Here is a 22,674-nt window from a genome sequence, read left to right on the forward strand (position 1 = left end):
ATGAATGATATAGATCTATCAACGTGGCAAACATTCCGCCGCTTATGGCCAATGATTCGGCTTTTCAAAGCGGGTTTAATCACTGCTGCAATTGCATTAATCATCAATGCGGGTGTGGATGCATTTATGATTTCTTTATTAAAACCACTTCTTGATGAAGGTTTTGGTAAAGCCAGTAATGACGTATTAAAATGGATGCCTTTTGCCGTTATTGGTCTGATAGCTCTGCGTGGTATATCTAACTTTATTTCAAGTTACTGTCTTTCTTGGGTCTCTGGGAAAGTTGTAATGAATATGCGTCGTCGACTGTTTTCTCATATTATGGGAATGCCGGTGAGCTTTTTTGATCAGCAATCAACAGGGACTTTACTCTCTCGTATCACATATGATTCAGAACAGGTTGCCTCTTCATCATCAGGTGCATTAATTACCGTTGTACGTGAAGGTGCCTATATCATCGGACTATTTTGTTTGATGTTTTATTATAGCTGGCAATTATCCCTGATCCTTATCGTTATCGCACCTATTGTTGCTGTTGTTATTCGTATAGTATCGACTCGTTTTAGAACAATCAGTAAGCGTATCCAAAATAGCATGGGGCTAGTGACAACTAGCGCAGAACAAATGCTAAAAGGGCATAAAGAAGTTCTGATTTTTAATGGCCAAGAAGTTGAAAATAAACGCTTTAACCATGTAAGCAATCATATTCGCCGTCAAGGTATGCGTATGGTTGTCGCATCATCAATTTCAGATCCTATTATTCAGATAATCGCTTCTCTTGCATTAGCATTTGTCCTGTATGCAGCAAGTTTCCCTGAGATAATGGATACATTAACAGCAGGTACAATTACTGTTGTATTCTCCTCAATGGTTGCATTAATGCGTCCATTGAAATCACTGACTAATGTGAATGCTCAATTCCAGCGTGGTATGGCTGCTTGTCAGACGCTATTTACCATACTCGATATGGAGCAAGAAAAAGACACCGGTAAGCTTGAACTAAAAAAACCAACTGGTGATATTGAATTCCGTAATGTGACTTTCCAATATGTCACGAAAGATACGCCAGCACTGAAAAATATGTCATTTACTATCCCAGCAGGTAAAACTGTTGCATTAGTTGGACGCTCAGGCTCTGGTAAGTCTACGATCGCAAATCTGATCACGCGTTTTTATGACATTAATGAAGGCGAAATATTAATTAATGGTCATGATATTCGTGAATACACATTGAAATCTTTGCGTAATCAAGTCGCGTTGGTTTCTCAAAATGTGCATCTTTTTAATGAAACCGTAGCAAACAATATTGTCTATGCATGTGAAGATCAGTATACCCGTGAAGATATTGAAAAAGCGGCGAAGATGGCACATGCAATGGATTTTATCCAAAAAATGGATAAGGGCTTAGATACTGAAATTGGTGAAAATGGTGTATTGCTTTCAGGTGGACAACGTCAGCGTATTGCAATTGCAAGAGCGTTATTAAGAGATTCGCCAATCCTTATTCTTGATGAGGCTACATCAGCGCTAGATACAGAATCAGAGCGCGCTATCCAGTCAGCACTTGATGAATTACAGAAAAACAGAACCTCTTTAGTGATTGCTCACCGTTTATCAACTATTGAAAAAGCGGATGAAATATTAGTTATTGAAGATGGTGAAATTGTTGAACGTGGCGCACACCTTGATTTGATTGAGAAACAAGGCATTTATGCACAACTTCACAGGATGCAATTTGGCAAATGATTGAACGGATTTGGTCTGGTAAATCTTGGTTATATATCCTACTGCTTCCATTTTCATGGTTGTATGGCGCACTTACATTATTAAGGCGTTTTGCATATCAGAAAGGATGGCTAGCGTCATGGAAAGCCCCAATTCCTGTTGTGATTGTTGGCAATTTAACTGCAGGCGGGAATGGCAAAACACCTGTTGTGATATGGCTTGTTGAGCAATTAATACAGCAGGGGTTTAAACCTGGTGTTGTCTCTCGTGGTTACGGCGGAAAATCAGATCATTATCCATTGCTTTTGACATCCGATACGACACCTGCCATGGCAGGTGATGAACCTGTATTGATTTATCATCGAACTGGTGCTCCCGTTGCGGTTGCACCTAATCGACGAGATGCAGTAAAAGCGTTATTAGCTCAACATGAGCTTGATGTGATCATCACTGATGATGGTTTGCAGCATTACGCATTACAACGTGATTATGAAATTGTTGTCATTGATGGTCAGCGTCGATTCGGCAATGGTTGGTGGTTACCCGCAGGCCCTATGCGAGAGCGTTCAGGGCGCTTAGATTCTGTGGATGCAATTATCGTTAATGGTGGGATAAGTCAGAATAATGAGATTGGCATGACACTGGAAGGTGATACTGCAGTTAATCTTAAAACAGGAGAAAAAAAACCAGTTCAGCAAATTAAAAAGGCTGTTGCTATCGCTGGAATTGGTCATCCTCCTAGGTTTTTTAACTCGTTACATGAAAAAGGGATAGAGTTAATTACAACAAAAGCATTTAGTGATCATAGTGATTATAGTGTTCAAGAATTACAGGATTTAACACCTGACTTAGAACCCCTTATTATGACAGAAAAGGATGCTGTTAAATGTCAGCATTTTGCACAAGATAATTGGTGGTATTTACCCGTTAGCGCTGAATTAAATAGTCAATTTGTGCTAAAACAAGTCAGCAATTTAATTTACGGTTCGAAAAAAACTTGTATCTGATCTGAAACAATGATATTTATAGTGAAAATCAGGATAGCGTTACATAAAAGATTACCTACCTACAGTCGCATATCGCTTTTGTCGTAGTTCAATTTAATTCGCCACTACCCTATCTACTCAAAAGCCTTGTGTGGAGAGTTTGTGGATCTTGAATGTAGGGTTAATATTTTGTGCAGTGAATAGCATCAGCTTTTGTGCACAATGGATGATAAAAACCATTTTTGATGGTGACTAATTATCTCTATATTCGGTTATCTTTTTTATCAGCGCGCAATAAATGTCAGTATGCCATCTTTTTGTCATATTGATACTGTAAATATTTATTGAGCTTTATAATATTTATTAAGCTTAGCTATCACGGTTTTGAACATTTATATTGAATAATAAAATGCACTACTTAAATTAATGTGTTCAGAATTTAATTGGGGTTTTTATATAAGAAGACTTAATAAAAAGTAGGATGCATTTGTATAGGAAAATAAAACTATACAAAGAACAAAAGGAGTTTATCTATCATGACATTACAATTAAGAATGGGTCGCGTAAAATGGTTCGACAATAACAAAGGTTATGGTCTTATTGTTGCAAGAGATATTGAACAAGAAGTTTATGTCAATAAAAAAGCGATTGCCAATACAAAAAATAAAGCATTAACAGAAGGTCAAGACGTTGAGTTCTCTGTTATCAGAACAGCAGCAGGTTTAGAAGCCGCTGATGTTATCGGGTTTTAAATAAGGCTTAGCCTTGTTAAAGATGTAGATAAAACGATAGTTTAGCATTAAGATTAAATTATCGTTTATGCCTAATTTGAGGTAGGTAAGCCACAATAGTTTACCACCAAGCTGAATAAGTAATATAAAAGAGTCGTTTCGTTAATTAGAATGCAATAAAGATAATAAAAAGGTTAAATTATTATCAATAAAAGCTGAATGTAATTCTTTATTAATGATGTTGCAGACTCAACGATAAAAAGCCACATTAATGTGGCTTTTTTGTTGCTTATAGTAAAAGAGAAAATAATAAATTTATTAATTACTAAAATAATTTTCGAATTATCACTAAACGAGAGGTTTTGAGTATTAACGCTGATCATTCCTTATGATATCCTTTTGCCATATAAAATGATTAACCCTTGAGAGGGACAAAATGGATCACCGCTTACTCGAAATTATTGCTTGCCCAGTTTGCCACGGTAAACTTATCTTTGATAAAGAAAATTCAGAGCTTATCTGCAAAATTGATCATTTAGCTTATCCTGTTCGTGACAATATCCCCGTTCTTCTGGAGAATGAAGCAAGAGAATTATCACTAGAAGAGGAAAAGTAACTTCATGTTCACGGTCATTATCCCTGGTCGATATGCATCGACCCGTTTACCGGGTAAACCCCTCGCGGATATTCATGGCAAACCTATGATTGTTCGTGTCATGGAACAAGCTATGCGCTCTGGTGCAAACCGTGTCATTGTTGCAACTGATAATTTAGATGTTGTTGCAGCAGTTGAAAAAGCGGGTGGAGAAGCCTGTATGACTCGCGAAGATCATCATTCGGGTACAGAACGTTTAGCGGAAGTCATTGAAAAATACAAATTTGCGGATGATGAGATAATCGTTAACGTACAAGGTGATGAGCCTCTTATTCCCCCTGTGATTATTACTCAAGTAGCCGAAAATTTGGCGAGTTGTGGTGCAGGAATGGCAACATTAGCAGTGCCTATTGTTGACTCAAAAGAAGCTTTTAACCCTAATGCGGTGAAAGTTGTGATGGATGCAAAAGGTTTCGCACTTTATTTTTCTCGTGCAACCATTCCTTGGGAAAGAGATCGTTTTAATTTATCACATGATGAAATTGGTGAGCATTATCTTCGTCATATTGGGATTTATGCTTATCGTGCAGGCTTTATACGTCGATATATTACTTGGGAGCCAAGCCCATTAGAATCTATTGAAATGTTAGAGCAACTGCGTGTGCTATGGTATGGTGAAAAAATCCATGTTGCCAAAGCACTAGAAGTTCCTGGTGTGGGTGTAGATACTCAAGATGATCTTATTGCAGCCAGAGCTGCATATCGAGCACTTAACCAAGAGTTCTGATTTTTTAACAGTAACAAATAAATTTTAACGGCACTTAAATTAAGTGCCGTTTTTGCATCAGTTAGCAAAAATATTTCTAATTATTGGTTTTCTTCTTTATCAGATTGGTGACTTTCATTTTCAGGAATAGTTGCGGGTTGTCCGACAGGTTTTACTGATTGCCATACCGACCCTAAAAACTCATACCATGCACGTTCACTGTGTTGAAAATAAGTCGCAGAAGGAAAATATTTTTCCCAAGGATGTAATGGTGAAGAAATAGCCAGTTGGTTAGCTGGTGCAATGATAGGTTTCATGCCTCGGGCTAAAAAGAAACGCTCCGCACGTGCTAAATGATTGGCAGACGTTACAAGTAAAAATGGTTTTTTACCAATTAATTTATCAACTTCATAGGCTTCTTCTTCCGTATCTTTCGGTGTTGATAATGCGATAGTTCTCTCAGCAGGTACACCTAAAGATTGTGCTACCTGAGCCGCTACTTCTGCACTACTTATTTGATTAACACCAGCACCACCTGTAAAAATCATTATCGCATTAGGATTGCGATAATAAAGTCTTACACCTTCAGCAACACGAAATAAACTATTATTAAGAAGATTAGAACTGGGGGCCCAATCTGGGTTATAAGTAAATCCACCACCTAAAACAACAATGTAGTTCACATCTTGTTGCGAATTTTCTCGTAATTCATAACGAGCTTGATACTCTTTTTCACTCGGCATTAATAGTGTATCGGCAACAGGTTGTATGCCTAAAATAGTTAACAGAACAAGCACAACAGTGAGTAGGCTTTTTCCAGTTTTTTGCCAACGAGTAAACCAAAGTAGAGCTAATGCAAAAAAGGCGATTAATAAGAGCAAAGGCAAGGGCATCAGAAAGCCTGCAACATATTTTTTGAGCAAAAACAGCATAAATCATCCTAGATTGAGTGAAATACATGCAATTGATAGCGAAAGCTTAGTGAAAACTAGGGGAATTCCAAGACGTTGTGTCAAAATAGCTAACACAACAACGTTTCACTAAGTTTTCATCAATAGAAATAAAAAACCGTTTAATTATTTATAAAACGATAAACGTTTGAACGTTAATTTTTTCATTAATAAGCGTTATATTTATACTGCGCTTTGCGAATAATCTGATTCATGACTTATTTCTTGAGAGAAAACAGTCAGTATCATAGAACACTGGTAAAATTGCCGTCTTTATTTATGTACAGTGTCTCATATTTTTGAATTTATCAGAACGCAAAGAGTGCAAGTAGTAAGTTGTTATCATGAGGCGTTTTAATGTCAGATCGTAATTTTGACGATATTGCAGATAAATTCTCCCGCAATATCTATGGCACAACAAAGGGTAAAATACGTCAAGCGGTGATTTGGGAAGATTTACAACAATTATTGACTCTCTTACCTAGCCGAAGTTTGCGTATTTTAGATGCTGGTGGCGGTGAAGGTTATTTCTCTCGCCAGCTTGCTAAATTAGGACACCAAATTATCTTATGTGATTTATCACAAGAGATGCTTAATCGCGCACAAGAGGCTGCGATTGAAGAGGGTGTTGTCGAGAACATGACGTTTATTTGTTGTGCAGCTCAAGAGATTAAAGAGCATATAGATGAAGGGGTTGATTTAATTCTATTTCATGCAGTATTGGAATGGATCACGGATCAGAAAGACGCCGTAAATGTTCTTACCGATATGTTGTTACCTAATGGTATCTTATCGCTGATGTTTTACAATGCGAATGGTATTGTCATGAGAAATGCGATTTTAGGAAATTTTCATCTGGCAAATCCTGAGATCCCACGTAGAAGAAAAAAATCGTTATCACCTCAAAACCCATTGCAACCCGAAGATGTTTATCAATGGTTAGATGAGTTTTCAATGACAATATTAGGAAAAACGGGTGTCCGTGTTTTCCATGATTATTTGCAAAGTCGTCAGTTACAAAATAAAGATTTTCCATCGTTGCTTGCATTAGAGCAACGATATTGTCGGCAAGAGCCCTATATCAGTCTGGGGCGTTACATTCATGTCATGGCACAAAAGCGTGTAAATTAAGGATGTACTATGAGTGATTTTACCCAGACAGTTCCTGAGTTAGTGTCTTGGGCGAGAAAAAATGATTTCTCAATCTCACTGCCAGCAGAAAGATTAGCTTTTTTGATGGCTGTCGCTGTATTAAACAGCGAGCGCCTTGATGGCGAAATCAGTGAAGGGGAGTTAATTGATGCCTTTCGAGAAGTATGTAAAGGCTTCGAACAACCCGCAGAATCAATACAAGTTCGCGCAAATAATGCCATTAATGACATGGTAAAGCAGCGACTTTTTAACCGTTTTACCAGTGAATTGGTAGAAGGTAATGCAATATACCGTTTAACCCCGTTGGGTATTGGAATTAGTGATTACTATATTCGCCAACGTGAATTTTCATCATTGCGCTTATCTATGCAACTTTCCATTGTGGCGGGTGAGTTGGATTCAGCTGCCAGTTCCGCTGAAGATGGTGGTGATGAATATCATTGGCATCGTAACGTTTTTGCGCCTTTAAAATATTCAGTGGCAGAAATTTTCGATAGCATTGATTTGTCTCAGCGGATCATGGATGAGCAGCAAAATACAGTAAAAGAAGATATTGCTGCGCTATTAAACCAAGACTGGCAAGCAGCCATTTCAAGCTGTGAACAATTGTTATCTGAAACCTCGGGTACATTAAGAGAGCTACAAGATACACTTGAAGCCGCTGGTGACAAACTTCAAGCCAATCTCTTACGTATTCAAGAAGCAAACATGAATTCTGGTCATGTTGAGCAAATTGATACATTAGTATTTGAACTTCAAAGTAAGTTAGACCGCATTATTAGTTGGGGTCAGCAATCTATTGATTTATGGATTGGATACGATAGGCATGTCCATAAATTTATTCGTACAGCGATTGATATGGATAAAAACCGTATTTTCTCTCGCCGTTTACGTCAATCCGTACAAAACTATTTCGACAGCCCATGGGCATTAACTTACGCTAATGCGGATAGGTTGTTTGATATGCGTGATGAAGAACTGGTTCTACGTGATGAAGAAGTCACGGGTGAGTTACCTGAAGAGCTTGAATATCAAATGTTCAGTGAAGTGAATGAACAAATAGCGCAATGGGTAGAGCAAGAGCTTGCTTCTTACAAATTGGAACAACGAGCATTAGATCTCAGTTCAGTGTTAGTTGAATACCTTAATCGTTATCCGCAACAGAAACATTTCGATGTTGCACGTATTGTTATTGATCAAGCAGTACGATTAGGTGTGGCGAAAGCTGAGCTCGCAGGATTACCTGCAAAATGGTCAGAAATTAACGAATATGGAGCTAAGGTACAAGCGCATGTCATCGATACATACTGAACAATTTATGCCAGCAAAACTGGCGCAGGCATTAGCGAACTCACTTTTTCCTGAACTGGATAGCCAGTTACGTGCAGGTCGACATATCGGTATAGACTCTCTGGATAATCATGCTTTCTTGATGGATTTTCAAGATGAGTTATCAGACTTTTATGCGCGTTATAACGTCGAATTAATTCGAGCACCAGAAGGTTTCTTCTATTTGCGACCTCGTTCAACCACACTTATTCCACGCTCTGTTCTCTCTGAAATGGATATGTTGGTGGGGAAAATTCTTTGCTATCTCTATCTTAGCCCTGAACGATTAGCGAATCAGGGAATATTCACCGTTCAAGAGCTGTTCGATGAATTAAGAACATTAGCAGATGAAACCAAGCTTTTACGTTTAGTGAATCAGCGCTCAACAGGTTCTGATCTTGATTTGCAAAAATTACAAGAAAAAATGAGAACCTCACTAAATCGTTTACGTCGTTTAGGTATGATCTCATTCTTATTAAATGATATGCAGCGTTTTTCTATTACCGAATCTGTTTTCCGCTTTGGTGCCGATGTGCGTAGTGGCGATTCTCCACTTGAAGCTCAAATGCGAATGATCCGTGATGGTGAAGCAATGGCGCTTGAAGATAGCTCAGAAACTCTCAACGATGATGAAGAAAATGAAGATGAGCAATTACAATCCAGTGAAGATGATGCGGAGGGAGAAAATAAATGATTGAACGGGGAAAATTTCGCTCATTAACACTTATCAACTGGAATGGGTTTTTTGCTCGTACTTTTGATTTAGATGAGTTGGTGACTACGTTATCAGGTGGTAATGGTGCGGGTAAATCAACCACGATGGCTGCATTTATCACAGCCATGATCCCTGATCTTACTTTACTTCATTTCCGTAATACCACAGAAGCAGGATCGACAAGCGGATCACGTGATAAAGGGTTATACGGGAAACTGCGTCCTGGTGTGTGTTATGCCGTATTGGATGTGATTAACTCGCGTCACTTACGTGCTGTGGTCGGTGTTCGTTTACAACAAATTGCAGGGCGTGATAAGAAAGTTGATATCAAACCCTTTATGATCCAAGGGCTGCCAATGGCAGAAAATCCAACAGAAATTTTGACTCAAGCTGTTGCGGATCGCCAAGCCCGTGTTTTACCGCTGAATGAATTAAAAGAAAAAGTTGAAGCCATTGATGGGGTTGTTTTCAGACAATTTAACTCTATCACTGATTTCCATGCTGTGATGTTTGATTTAGGGGTTATTCCTAAACGTTTACGTTCAGCGAGTGATCGCGCCAAATTTTATCGTTTAATTGAAGCCTCATTGTATGGCGGTATTTCAAGTGCGATTACACGCTCTTTACGTGATTATTTACTACCTGAAAATAGCGGTGTAAGAAAAGCTTTCCAAGATATGGAAGGTGCATTGCGTGAAAACCGAATGACGCTTGAAGCTATTCGTGTCACTCAATCTGATCGAGACTTATTTAAGCACTTAATTACAGAAGCGACATCTTATGTTGCTGCTGACTATATGCGTCATGCTAATGAACGACGAATTCATTTAGATGAAGCTTTAACCGTGCGCCGTGAGTTATGGAGCCAGCGTAAATCCATTAATAGCGAAGCGTATCGTTTTGTTGAAATGGGTAAAGAGTTAGAAGAGCAACAAGCGTTATCTTCTGATCTTGAAGCGGATTATCAAGCGGCAAGTGACCGATTAAATTTAGTACAAAATGCAGTTCGCCAACAAGAGAAAATTGACCGCTATGTTGCTGATGTTGAAGAGATAACTTTCCGCTTAGAAGAACAAAGCGAAGTGGTTGAAGAAGCTACATCTAAGAAAGAAGAACTTGAAGCACGCGTAGAATCGGCAGAAGAAGAAGTCGATGAACTGAAAAATCAGTTAGCAGACTATCAGCAAGCATTAGACGTACAACAAACACGCGCTATTCAATATCGCCAAGCTGTGCAGGCTTTAGAGCGTGCTAAAGCACAATGTGATATTACGGATTTAGATGAAACTAATGCAGAGCAATGGGCTGAACGGATCCAAGCAAAAATTCAAACCATTACGAATTCATTGCTTTCTATGGAGCAGAAACTCAATGTTTCTGAAGCAGCGAAAACACAATTCGATCAAGCCTATAAACTGGTAAGTTCAATTGTTGGTGAAGTTGAACGCCAAAATGCATGGGATGCTGCAAAAACGGCATTACGTGAGTGGTCTTCTCATCGACATCAAGCGGATAGGGTTCATCCTATTCGTATGCAATTAGCTGAATTAGAACAGCGTTTACATCAGCGAAACAATGCAGAACGCCAACTTGAAGAGTTTAACAAACATCATGGTAAATCGATGGAGCCTGATGATCTGTTAATTCTTCAAGATGAATTAGAAGCAAAAATTGAAGAGCTTAGTGATTACGTTAATGAATCAGGCGAACAGCGCATGCAAATGCGCCAAGAGTTAGATCAACTTAAACAACAAATTGAAAAGCTGAAAAAACGAGCACCTGCATGGCTTGCGGCACAAGATGCGTTAACACAATTATGTGAGCAGACTCGTCAATCTTTTGAAACGGGTCATCAAGTAACAGAATATATGCAACAGTTACTTGAAAAAGAGCGCGAAGCAACGGTATTACGTGATGAAACAGCAACCCGTAAACAACAAATTGAAGCGCAAATTGAACGTTTAAGTCAGCCAAGTGGCGCTGAAGATGGGCGATTAATTACGTTAGCTGAACGCTTTAATGGTGTTTTATTATCAGAAATTTATGATGATATTACGTTAGACGATGCGCCTTATTTCTCTGCATTATATGGGCCAGCACGCCATGCGATTGTTGTACAAGATCTATCTCAAGTTCAGGCACAATTAGAAACGTTAGATGATTGCCCAGAAGATCTCTATTTTATCGAAGGTGATCCACAATCTTTCGATGACAGTGTATTTAATGCGCAAGAGATGGATAAAGCCGTTCTTATTAAAAGTTCTGATAGACAATGGCGTTATTCTCGCTATCCTGAAATCCCGCTGTTTGGTCGAGCTGCGCGTGAAAATCAGTTAGAAATTTTATCTCGCCAGCGCGATGAGCTTTCTGAACTTTACGCGACACAAGCTTTTGATGTACAGAAGATCCAACGTGCTCACCATGCTTTTAGTCAGTTTGTGGGACAACATATTTCTGTGGCATTTGAGGCGGACCCTGAAGAGGATATTCGTCAACTCAACCAAAGACGTAACGAGCTAGAAAGAGCGCTAACACAATACGAAGAGAGTACTCAGCAACAGCGTCAAAATTATGCGCGTGCTAAAGAATCTCTAAATCTTCTTAATAAGCTTATTCCTCAAGTTAATATCTTGATGGATGAAACACTGATTGATCGTGTTGAAGAGTTACGTGAAGAGCTGTATACCGCTGAAGAGTCAATGCGTCACTTGCAGCGTCATGAAAAAGCATTAGCAACGTTAGAGCCTATCGCTTCAATCTTACAAAGTGATCCACAAGCGCATGAACAATTAGCTCAAGATTACGAACAAGCAAAAGCAGAACAGCAACGTTATCAGCAACAAGCTTTCTTGCTGGTGGAAGTGGTACAGCGTCGTCCTCACTTTAGTTATAGCGATGCCGTTGAGATTGTCAGTGAAAATAGTGATCTTAACGAGAAGCTACGTCACCGCTTAGAAATGGCTGAAACAGAACGCGCTACAGCAAGAGAACTTTATCGTCAGCAACAAGCACAATGTGCTCAATTTAATCAAGTACTCGCATCATTAAAAAGCTCCTTTGATACTAAATCTGAATTACTTAGAGAGCTTGAGCAAGAGATGCGTGATACAGGGATCCATATTGATATTGGTGCAGAAGCCAGAGCCAAAGAGCTGCGTGATCAACGCTATTCTGCGGTAAGTGCAAACCGCACGCGTATTAGCCAACTTGAGCGAGATATCGCACTAAGTGAAGCTGAGCGAGATAATCTAACCAAGAAAATCCGTAAACTTGAACGTGACTACATTCAAATTCGTGAGCATGTTGTGAGTGCAAAAGCGGGTTGGTGCGCGGTTATGCGATTAGTAAAAGAAAATGGAATGGAGCGTCGTTTACATCGTCGAGACTTTGCTTATCTTTCTGCTGATGAATTACGTTCAATGTCGGATAAAGCGTTAGGTGCATTACGCCAAGCGGTTGCTGATAATGAATATTTACGTGATGCACTACGTCGCTCAGAAGATGCAAAATATCCCGATCGTAAAGTTCAGTTCTTTATTGCGGTATATCAGCATTTAAGAGAACGTATTCGCCAAGACATCATTAAAACGGATGATCCAGTTGATGCAATTGAACAGATGGAAATTGAGCTTGCTCGCTTAACTGAAGAGTTAACTAGCCGTGAGCAAAAATTAGCGATTAGCTCACGAAGCGTCGCGAATATTATTCGTAAAACTATTCAGCGTGAGCAAAACCGTATTCGTATGCTAAACCAAGGTTTGCAAGCGGTTTCATTTGGTCAGGTGCGTGGTGTCCGACTCAACGTCAATATCCGTGAAAGTCATCAAGTATTATTGGATGTGTTATCTGAAGAAGAGAACCAGTATCAAGATCTATTTAAAAACCAAAATCTGACTTTCTCTGAAGCAATGGCGAAACTTTATCAGCGTTTAAACCCTCAAGTAGATATTGGTCAACGTATGCCACAAACTGTGGGTGAAGAGCTGTTAGATTACCGTAATTACCTTGAAATGGATGTTGAGGTTAATCGTGGACCAGAAGGTTGGTTAAAAGCAGAAAGTGGCGCTTTATCAACTGGTGAAGCAATTGGTACAGGGATGTCAATTCTGGTGATGGTTGTACAGAGCTGGGAAGAAGAATCACGACGCTTAAGAGGAAAAGATATCTCTCCTTGTCGTTTGCTCTTCCTCGATGAAGCGGCACGTTTAGATGCGAAATCTATCGCGACGTTATTTGAACTTTGTGATCGCCTTGATATGCAATTAATTATTGCGGCACCAGAAAATATCAGCCCAGAAAAAGGAACAACCTATAAATTAGTACGAAAAGTGTTCAATGGTACTGAACATGTACACGTTGTTGGGTTAAAAGGTTTTGGTCAACAGGCTGAAAAAGATAAAATTGCATCATCAAATGTTGCTGAAATAACACAATAATTTTATTCCATTATTAGCCTCAAGAGGGCAAGAATAAAGGCGCTACGGGCTCATGCTTATAGCGCCTTCTTTTTTAAAGTGTTACATAGATCAAAAAATGAAAGTAAATTAACAAAAAAATGAAATTTTAAATGGAATAACGTGCGCCATATCTCATTTAAATGTAATCATGATGTTTATGATTGCTCCCGTATGTGATTAATATAAAAATTTAAAGGAAAGAGAATGCGTAAAGTCACGTTAGCTTTTAGTGCAATTGCTTTAGCGTTAAGCTTAAATGGCGCAGCAATGGCAAAAGTTCATATGCCAGAAGTTGTTAGCCCAGGTGTTACCGTTGCACAACTTGCACAACAACAACCAATTCATTGGGTTTCTGTTGCTGATATTGAAAAAAGCCTTGCAGGTCAAGCACCGATGGCAGTTGGTTTTGATATTGATGACACTGTTCTGTTCTCAAGCCCAGGTTTCTACCGTGGTAAACTGGAATACTCTCCAAACGATTTCAGCTACCTGAAAAACCCAGAATTCTGGGAAAAAATGAATAACGAGTGGGATAAATTCAGTATGCCTAAACAAGTCGGTATCGATCTTGTTCAAATGCACTTAAAACGTGGTGATACTGTTTATTTCATTACTGGTCGTACTCAGACTAAAACTGAGACTGTGACCAAGTATGTACAAGAAGGCTTAAACATTCCTGCTGATAAAATGCAGCCTGTTATTTTTGCTGGTGATCAACCTGGCGCAAATAACAAAGTAAGCTGGATGCGTGATCATAAACTGAAAATTTACTACGGTGATGCTGATGCAGATATCGCAGCAGCAGATGAGCTGAACATCCGTGGTATTCGTATTCTGCGTGCAGCTAACTCTTCTTACCAACCACTGCCAAAAGCAGGTCAATTTGGTGAAGAAGTAGTTATCAATTCAGAGTACTAATCTTTACCCTTTGTTTACCTTTATTTGTAAGGCGTAGGAAACTGCGCCTTTTTCTATTTTAAAATACCTTCCATTTAAATAATCTTATTATCCATTCACAATTCTTTATTATTCATTAATAGTCTATTTTTAATTTGTCTGTTTTTTGTTCTGTTATTGTGTCTTTAATTAAATTATATATTTTGAATATAAAAATGACTAAATGGTCTTTTTTTGATTAAATAAAATCAAATTTCTATCAGGGGTTTACAAAACTTTAAAAATATTAGTTTATTCCTATAAAACTCTTCTCCAAGCTCATCTAATATTCTAGGATACCAAAATAATAATAAGGAATGAGGGTAGAGGATTTATGGCGTATCAACCAATTAAAAGAGCAATCGCATATTCAGTTGTTATAGGTACACTCCTTTCTGGACATTATGTAATGGCCACAGAAACAGAGTCAGTGACTTTATCTGCACCCGAAACAGAAAACGCGACATTAGTTCCTGTAGCTAATGAAGCTATGCCAGCACCTGCAATTGTAGCAATGAATATTCCACAAGTGACCGAGTTAGAAGCAAGAACAAAATTGCAATCGTGGATCCCAACAGGATATGAACCGTTATATTTAGCCCAGCTAGTGAAAGTTTACCAAGCGAATAACTTAGCATTAATCTGGCAAGATGAAAAAATAGTACAGCAATTACAGCAACAAATTGCTGAAGTCGCTATTTCAGGTATTCAGCCCCAATTTGGGCAATGGTTAACACAATTAGGAACGCCTGAATTAACAAAAGAAGCACGTGATCTTATTTTATCAGATGCTTTTTTAGGCTATATCAGTTTTGTTGAGCAAGTGAATAAATCAGGCATATCTTTACTGTATCGTAATGTGATGCAAACATTGCCATCACCCACTGATAAATCAGTCGTGGAATTACAGCAAAATATCCAAAATAACACCTTAGGTAGTTTTGTTATTTCTTATGCACCATCTCATCCTTATTACAACTTAATGAAAGAAGAAGTGCGTAAGCAGTTACATAGCTCAGTTGTTTGGCCAGAAATGCAAGGAACAACATCATTAAAGCCAAATCAATCATCACAAGAAGTTATACCTCTGAGACAGATTTTACGTAATTTAAAATTAATTCCTGAACTAGAAGCTAATGAGCAGGAAATAGCAACAACTGTTTATGATGCGCCTTTAGTTGCGGCTGTTAAATTATTTCAAACTGCGCATGGGTTAGAGCCAGATGGGATTATTGGGCGACAAACGCGAGTGTGGTTAAATATGACACCGGCACAACGTGCGAGTATTATGGCATTAAATATTCAACGTCTTCGCCTGACACCTGCCATTGGAGATACAGGAATTTGGGTTAACATTCCTGATTTCTCACTCTATTTTTATGCCAATAACGAGCTTATTCTTGATTCAAAAGTCATTGTAGGTCGTCCTGATAGAAAAACACCGATTATGAGTAGCGCACTAAATAATGTTGTGGTTAATCCACCTTGGAATGTGCCAACAAGTATGACTCGTAAAGATATTGTACCTAGAGGTAAAGCAGATCCTAGTTACTTTAGTCGTAAGGGATATACTATTTATTCAGGGTGGGGGAATGATGCTTATCCTATTAACCCTTATGACATTGATTGGCAAAATATGAGCGCAAATAACTTCCCTTACCGAATTTGGCAGGCTCCGGGGCCAACAAACTCATTAGGGCGTTATAAATTTAATATGCCAAATTCAGATGCGATATATCTGCATGACACACCAAACCATTCACTGTTCTCAAAAAATATGAGAGCAATAAGTTCAGGCTGTATTCGTGTTAATAAAGCGTCTGAACTTGCTTCAATTTTATTGGGTGATGCAGGATGGAAACAAGATAGAATTGATGCAGCATTAAAACGTGGTTCAACACAATATGCGCCAATTCCTGAACGTATTCCGGTTTATTTATATTATCAAACAGCATGGGTGGCTCAGGAAAATGCACCTCAATATCGTGCAGATATTTATGGTTATGACAAAGTCATTACTAATGCACAACCTTATTTAGAGAATATTAAGAAATACTTTTAATATAAATAAATATAAATTGAATAAAGGATAGCTAATTCAGCTGTCCTTTATTTTTATATAAATCAATAAGATAAAAATGTTTTTTTATGGTCTTCAATAAGATAACTAGAAATATAATAAATTATAAAATATTTTTAAAATTTCTATTAAAAATAGAATGATAAAAATAGAGATTAGTATAAATAACTAAATTTATAAAATTACTAATGGCGTTAAATTGAAATGAAGTGTTATTTACAATACTATACAAACGATAAGAAACAATTCGAGAAAAATATTGTCATAATAAAGGTTCTTCCTCCTGAAATAATTTGTTGAGTGCATATACTATGGATATTATTGATTCGCATCGCCGTAAGTGGCTGGGGCTTGGTATGGCCGCTGTGGGGTTAGGGTTATTGCCTTCTCATGCATTTGCTTCATTAGCAACACCTCGTCCAAAAATTCTTCGCTTTAATAATTTAAATACCGGTGAAACTATTAAAGCCGAGTTTTTTGATGGAAAACGCTATAATAAACATGAGCTTGCTAAATTAAATCACCTTTTTAGAGATTATCGTCAAAACAAAATCAAAACCATCGATCCCGCATTGTTTGACCAAATCTATTTACTGCAAGTCATGCTTAATAACAATAAGCCTGTTGAACTTATTTCTGGTTATCGTTCATTAGTCACTAATAATAATTTGCGCCAAAACAGTAGTGGTGTAGCAAAGAAAAGTTATCATACACGTGGACAAGCAATGGATTTTCGTTTAGTGGGCACAGATCTTTCTAAAGTTCGTCAAGTCGCATTAAGAATGAAAGCGGGTGGTGTAGGCTATTATCCAAGAAGTAATTTTGTGCATATTGATACAGGACCTGTTCGCTCATGGTAATCTATTGAGAATTAGTTAATAGAGAGTGGAGTGATTCATGATGTATCACATTGTACCTGTGACAAATTATATGCAAAATTGCACCCTTATTTGGTGCGATGAAACGAAGGAAGCGGCAATTGTTGATCCCGGTGGAGATGTCGAAACGCTAATTGCGGAAATCGAGGCACGCCAATTAACATTAACCAAAGTATTATTAACACACGGACACTTTGATCATATTGCAGGCACCTCTCAAATTGTCGAGCACTTCAATGTTCCTGTTTATGGTCCTCATAAAGATGATAATTTCTTATTAGAGGAATTAGAACAGCAGTGTCGTATGTTTAATTTTCCTTGTGGAAAATCATTTACACCAGATAGTTGGTTAAATGAGGGTGATACCGTAACAATCGGTAAAACAATTTCGTTATCTGTTTTACATTGCCCAGGGCATACACCGGGACATATTATTTTTGTAAATCATCAGAATAAGATTATCTCTATGGGAGATGTGCTATTCAAAGAAAGTATTGGTCGTACCGATTTCCCACGTGGAAACCATGCTGATCTTATTGCTTCAATCAAAAATAAAGTCTTACCTTTAGGCGATGATTATCTGTTTATTCCGGGACATGGCCCTATGTCTAATTTAGGGCATGAGCGCCAATACAATCCGTTTTTACAAGATGAAATTCCAATCTGGTAATAGTGCGCTGATATAAGTGAATAAATATGAAAGCTCTTTATTATAAAGAGCTTTTTTATCAGTAAAAAATATAATTTGTATTTCTCTTACTTTAAATAAAAATGCCACGTTGTTAATAACGTGGCATTTATCTTAATTACACTTTAGAAGGTAATTAGAGTACTGCAACAATGGCTTCACATAGTGGAACCATATTCTCAAGAGTTAAACCAGCAACGTTAATACGACCAGATCCCACGATATAAATACCGTATTCAGCACGTAAACGCTCAACTTGCTCTTTATTTAAACCACTAAATGAGAACATACCATTTTGGTCGATAATAAAGCTAAAGTCTTGCTTAGCACCTTTTTCTTGTAGCGTGGTTACTAACAGTTGACGCATACGCTGAATACGTTCACGCATGGTTGTTAGCTCTTCAACCCATTCTTCTTTTAACTCTGGGTTAGAAAGAATAGTTGTTACTACAGAAGCACCGTGTGCTGGTGGATTTGAGTAGTTTGCACGAATAATTGCTTTTGCTTGGCTAAAGGCTTTTTCAGCAGTGTCACTGTCTTTGGTGACAATGGTACATGCACCTACACGCTCATTGTAAAGACCGAAGTTTTTAGAATATGAACTTGCAACAATAAGCTCAGGATTTTTTTCTGCAAAGAGGCGTAAGCCTTGTGCATCTTCTTCTAGACCACGAGCAAAACCTTGATATGCAAAGTCAAAAACAGGTAACCAGCCTTTTTCTGCTGATAGTTCAGCTAATTGGCGCCATTGTTCTTCAGTTGGATCAATACCGCTTGGGTTATGACAGCAACCGTGGAACAGAACAACATCACCTGCTTGAGCTTTAGCAAGGCTTGCTAACATGCCTTCAAAATCTAACCCATGATTTTCTGCATCGTAATAATCATAATTGCAGATCTCAAGACCCGCAGTTTGGAAAATATTATTATGGTTAGGCCAAGTTGGATTACTTATCCAAACACGTTTTGCAGTGGTTTGTTGAGCAATAAAATCAGCAGCAATACGTAAAGCACCTGTACCACCTGGGGCTTGAGCTGTGCGTGCGCGTTTTTCAGAGATAATAGGATGTTGTTCACCAAACAAAAGTGCTTGGGTCACATTGCCAAATTCAGGGATACCGCTAATAGGAAGGTAATTTTTGGTGGTTTCGTTTTCTAACAGGTATTTTTCTGCTTTCTTAACTGTGGTTAAAACAGGCGTTTTACCTGTCTCATCCTTGTAAACACCAATCCCTAAGTTAATTTTGTTTTCACGAGGATCAGAACGGAAACTATCAGCTAAACCCAGAATAGGATCGGCTGGTGCAGCAATGATTTTCTCAAACATAGTGTAATTGTTCCCTAAGCTCAAAACGAAGCCGAAATATGAGTATCAAGAGTAACGCTATGAGGCCTTTTTGCCAACTGTTTGTAGAGAAATTAACAAGAAGTTGTGAACTAAGTGAGAATAAATAGCAAATCAAGATGTAAATAAGTGAATATCCTGTGATTACATTAACATGTAAAAATAATCACTAAAAAATAATAATTGTTTAGTATGATAAACTTTTTGAAGTTGTTAAAAATAAAGAAGTTACAATGTTTTTCAGTGAATAAATAAACAGATCTACTGCAAATGCAAAAATAAAGAGAAAGAAAACATTGAGAATAAGAAGAAAAAAGCGAACTAAATAACAAGAGATTGAGAATAAAAAAGCAACACCGAAGTGTTGCTTTTCAAATCAATTAACTTGACTGTTTAATTACCTAAGCAGTAATTAGAACTGATAAGTCAGACCTAAACCAACTACGTTGTCGTCGTTGATGCCCAGTTTGTTATCAGATTTCAGCAGGTTGATTTTGTAATCAACAACTGCAGTCATATTTTTGTTAAATTTGTAGAAAGAACCTACAGAGATATATTTAACTAAATCTTCATCACCAACATAAGCAATACCAGTGTTTGTTGTTTGGTTCAGACTTTTACCTTTAGATTGAACATAACCTAAAGATGGTTTCAGACCTAAATCAGCAAAGTCATACTGCGCAGTTAACTCAATGTTTTGAGTTTTGTTAGCAATGCCTTTATTGAAGCTAGTCATGTTACGAGTTTCACCGTACATAGCCGCTAAGTAAACATTGTTAGCTGCGAATTTAGCACCAACGTTCCATGCTTCTGCACGAGAACCTTTAGCAGTGCTGTTATCTTGCTGCCAAGAAGTACGAGCAGAGTTTGAATAACCACCACCCAGAGTTACGCCCCAGCCTAAGTTATAAGCTGTAGAGAAACCGAAGCCGTCACCATTAGCTTTTTTACCATCACGCTTGTTGATAGTATTTTCGTTGTTTTTGCCTTGGTATTGCAGAGCAAAGTTCAGACCATCAACATAACCGAACATATCAGTGTTACGGTAAGTTAAAACACCAGTAGTACGGCTAGTCATGTAAACGTCAGTTTGTGCCATGGAGTCGCCACCAAATAAAGGTAGAACGTCTGTCCATGCGTTGGTGTCGTAAATTACACCGTAGTTACGACCATAGTCCATAGAACCGTAGTCAGCAAATTTAAAACCTGCGTAAGCAAAACGAGCACGTGAATCAGTATCACCTTCAGCATTGCTAGTACGAATTTCGTATTCAAAACGACCAAAACCAACTAAATCTTTATTGATTTGAGTTTCGCCTTTGAAGCCGATACGTGCACGAGAACCGTCACCGTCTTCACCTGAGTCTTTATCAGCGAAGTAATGACGAACGTCAACTTTACCGTAGATGTCTACTTTGTTGCCGTCTTTGTTGTACATTTCAGCTGCGTTTGCTGCACCAGCAAACATTAAAGCTGGGATTACCACTGCAAGAAGATTGCGCTTCATCATTATTATTACCCTCATTGGTGTTATTCAGACACCTTTGCCACTGCCAGAAATAGTTTCTTAATTTTTATGGAACTATTTATGAGAGTTAAGTGTCGTCTGTGTCGGGTGACAGTGTTCCATTGGTAAAAAATTTTATCTACCCCCAATTTGCTACAAAAACGAAAAAAGTGTAACAAATTGTAACTATGTATTTCAAAGTGTGTATTTTGGGGAACTTTTGAATCAAATAACAGCCATGCATAAAAAAAGCCAACCTTGAGGTTGGCTTCTTCACTTAAGTAAAACTAGTACAATAAAACAGCAATGCAAATTTCCAGTTGAATACTAATTAATCACTAAATTAAAAATCTGCATTTCTTGGTGTACGTGGGAATGGAATAACTTCACGAACGTTTGCGACACCGGTCACATAAGCAACTAAACGTTCAAAACCTAAACCAAATCCTGAATGAGGTACGGTGCCATAACGACGCAGGTCACGATACCACCAGTAGTCTTCTTTGCTCATTCCCATTTCGTCTAAACGTTTATCAAACATATCTAAACGCTCTTCACGTTGAGAACCACCAATGATTTCACCAATTCCCGGCGCTAACACGTCCATTGCTGCAACTGTTTTACCGTCTTCATTCATACGCATATAGAATGCTTTGATATCTTTCGGGTAGTTTTTCACAACAACAGGCGCTTTAAAGTGTTTCTCTGCAAGATAACGCTCATGCTCAGAAGAGAGGTCAACCCCCCAATAAACTGGGTTTTCAAATTTCTCACCACAGTTTTCAAGCACAGTGACCGCATCGGTATAATCGATTTGAGCAAAATCAGAAGTGATAAAGTTCTCTAAGCGTGTGATAGCGTCTTTATCGACACGTTGTGCAAAGAATTCCATATCATCTTTACGCTCTGCTAACACTGCCGCAAAGGTGTATTTCAGCATTTTTTCGGCAAGTGCAGCGATATCGTTAAGATCAGCAAATGCCACTTCAGGCTCAACCATCCAGAATTCAGCAAGGTGACGACTGGTGTTTGAGTTTTCAGCACGGAATGTTGGACCGAAAGTATACACTTTGCTTAATGCAGAAGCGTAAGTTTCACCATTTAGCTGACCAGAAACAGTTAAAAACGCTTCACGGCCAAAAAAGTCTTCACTGAAATCGACTTCGCCTTTATCTGTGCGTGGCAGATTGTTCATATCTAATGTAGAGACACGAAACATCTCACCGGCACCTTCTGTATCAGCTGCTGTGATCAGTGGAGTAGAAACCCAGAAGAAGCCTTGTTCATCGAAGAAACGATGTAGTGCTTGTGCTAATGTGTGGCGAACACGAGCAACTGCACCAATTAAGTTAGTACGAGGACGTAGGTGAGCAACTTCACGTAGGTACTCAATACTATGACGTTTGGCGGCCATCGGATAAGTTTCCGGATCATCGACCATTCCTACCACAACAACATTGGTGGCATGAATTTCAAAGTTCTGTCCCTGGCCCGGAGATTCAACAATTTTACCGGTGACTTCCACAGAACAGCCTGTGGTTAAGTGCAGCACTTCATCTTGATAATTCGGTAAATTATTATTAATGATGGCCTGTACTGGATTAAAGCAGGAACCGTCATAGACGGTAAGAAATGAGATACCAGCTTTTGAATCTCTTCTTGTACGTACCCAACCGCGAACGGTGACGTCTTCGCCAACCGCGATACGGCCTTGCAGTACGTCGACTACAGGCGCAACGATCATAAATAAATCTCTCTTCGTTTAATTAAAATAATTGTTTGGTTAGTTCACTCTGCCCCTGTCGGACAGTTTTTCTATGTTACTTGCAATAGC

At 38.4% G+C, this 22,674-nt stretch carries 17 protein-coding genes; 13 read left to right on the forward strand and 4 right to left on the reverse strand.

What is annotated here, in order from left to right; all coding sequences use genetic code 11:
* From msbA to kdsB, 5 genes are all read left to right on the forward strand, one after another.
* Complete coding sequence (gene msbA, locus DK857_RS15355) at positions 1-1,746, forward strand: lipid A ABC transporter ATP-binding protein/permease MsbA (RefSeq protein WP_109402624.1); 1,746 nt, start codon at positions 1-3, stop codon at positions 1,744-1,746.
* Positions 1,743-2,732, forward strand: coding sequence for a tetraacyldisaccharide 4'-kinase (gene lpxK / locus DK857_RS15360; protein ID WP_109402625.1), 990 nt, complete (start codon positions 1,743-1,745; stop codon positions 2,730-2,732). The genes msbA and lpxK overlap by 4 nt, the downstream gene beginning before the upstream one ends.
* 515 nt (positions 2,733-3,247) lie before the next feature.
* Positions 3,248-3,463, forward strand: a complete 216-nt coding sequence (locus tag DK857_RS15365) for a cold-shock protein (RefSeq protein ID WP_023581324.1) — start codon at positions 3,248-3,250, stop codon at positions 3,461-3,463.
* 415 nt (positions 3,464-3,878) lie between these two features.
* On the forward strand, positions 3,879-4,058 hold the full coding sequence (locus tag DK857_RS15370) for a Trm112 family protein (protein WP_004244593.1): 180 nt from the start codon (positions 3,879-3,881) through the stop codon (positions 4,056-4,058).
* A 4-nt stretch (positions 4,059-4,062) separates the two neighbouring features.
* Complete coding sequence (gene kdsB / locus DK857_RS15375; RefSeq protein ID WP_109402626.1) at positions 4,063-4,824, forward strand: 3-deoxy-manno-octulosonate cytidylyltransferase; 762 nt, start codon at positions 4,063-4,065, stop codon at positions 4,822-4,824.
* Positions 4,825-4,904: 80 nt separating this feature from the next.
* Here kdsB and elyC read toward each other — a convergent pair whose 3' ends face one another.
* Complete coding sequence (elyC, locus tag DK857_RS15380) at positions 4,905-5,735, reverse strand: envelope biogenesis factor ElyC (RefSeq protein WP_109402627.1); 831 nt, start codon at positions 5,733-5,735, stop codon at positions 4,905-4,907.
* 375 nt (positions 5,736-6,110) lie between these two features.
* Here elyC and cmoM point away from each other — a divergent pair, with 375 nt between their 5' ends.
* From cmoM to DK857_RS15420, 8 genes are all read left to right on the forward strand, one after another.
* Positions 6,111-6,884 carry a tRNA uridine 5-oxyacetic acid(34) methyltransferase CmoM gene (cmoM, locus tag DK857_RS15385; RefSeq protein WP_109393558.1) on the forward strand — a complete coding sequence of 258 codons (774 nt, stop codon included), beginning with the start codon at positions 6,111-6,113 and terminating at the stop codon, positions 6,882-6,884.
* 9 nt (positions 6,885-6,893) lie between these two features.
* Positions 6,894-8,216, forward strand: coding sequence for a chromosome partition protein MukF (mukF, locus tag DK857_RS15390; protein WP_109402628.1), 1,323 nt, complete (start codon positions 6,894-6,896; stop codon positions 8,214-8,216).
* Positions 8,197-8,928 (forward strand): chromosome partition protein MukE, encoded by a 732-nt coding sequence (mukE, locus tag DK857_RS15395; protein ID WP_023581330.1) that lies wholly within the window; start codon positions 8,197-8,199, stop codon positions 8,926-8,928. Before mukF ends, mukE begins: the two co-directional genes overlap by 20 nt.
* Positions 8,925-13,385 (forward strand): chromosome partition protein MukB, encoded by a 4,461-nt coding sequence (gene mukB, locus DK857_RS15400; protein WP_109393561.1) that lies wholly within the window; start codon positions 8,925-8,927, stop codon positions 13,383-13,385. Before mukE ends, mukB begins: the two co-directional genes overlap by 4 nt.
* Before the next feature lie 225 nt (positions 13,386-13,610).
* On the forward strand, positions 13,611-14,324 hold the full coding sequence (gene aphA, locus DK857_RS15405) for an acid phosphatase AphA (RefSeq protein ID WP_023581332.1): 714 nt from the start codon (positions 13,611-13,613) through the stop codon (positions 14,322-14,324).
* A gap of 352 nt (positions 14,325-14,676) precedes the next feature.
* Positions 14,677-16,404: a L,D-transpeptidase gene (gene ldtD, locus DK857_RS15410; RefSeq protein ID WP_109402629.1), complete on the forward strand. Its 1,728-nt coding sequence runs from the start codon at positions 14,677-14,679 to the stop codon at positions 16,402-16,404.
* Between the two features lie 329 nt (positions 16,405-16,733).
* Positions 16,734-17,282, forward strand: coding sequence for a YcbK family protein (locus DK857_RS15415; protein WP_099659762.1), 549 nt, complete (start codon positions 16,734-16,736; stop codon positions 17,280-17,282).
* Positions 17,283-17,319: 37 nt separating this feature from the next.
* The gene (locus DK857_RS15420; RefSeq protein WP_109402630.1) at positions 17,320-17,970 is read left to right on the forward strand and encodes an MBL fold metallo-hydrolase; all 651 of its coding nucleotides are present in this window, start codon (positions 17,320-17,322) and stop codon (positions 17,968-17,970) included.
* Positions 17,971-18,124: 154 nt separating this feature from the next.
* Here the strand turns inward: DK857_RS15420 and DK857_RS15425 are convergent, their stop codons facing one another.
* From DK857_RS15425 to asnS, 3 genes are all read right to left on the reverse strand, one after another.
* A complete protein-coding gene (locus tag DK857_RS15425) occupies positions 18,125-19,315 on the reverse strand; it encodes an amino acid aminotransferase (protein WP_075673126.1) in 1,191 nt (396 codons plus the stop codon).
* Between the two features lie 430 nt (positions 19,316-19,745).
* Positions 19,746-20,843: a porin gene (locus tag DK857_RS15430; RefSeq protein WP_109402631.1), complete on the reverse strand. Its 1,098-nt coding sequence runs from the start codon at positions 20,841-20,843 to the stop codon at positions 19,746-19,748.
* Between the two features lie 340 nt (positions 20,844-21,183).
* Positions 21,184-22,584 (reverse strand): asparagine--tRNA ligase, encoded by a 1,401-nt coding sequence (gene asnS / locus DK857_RS15435; protein WP_109402632.1) that lies wholly within the window; start codon positions 22,582-22,584, stop codon positions 21,184-21,186.
* Between the last annotated feature and the right edge of the window lie 90 nt (positions 22,585-22,674).

The sequence above is a fragment of the Proteus terrae genome, from assembly GCF_003144325.1.
Taxonomy (GTDB): Bacteria; Pseudomonadota; Gammaproteobacteria; order Enterobacterales; family Enterobacteriaceae; genus Proteus; species Proteus terrae.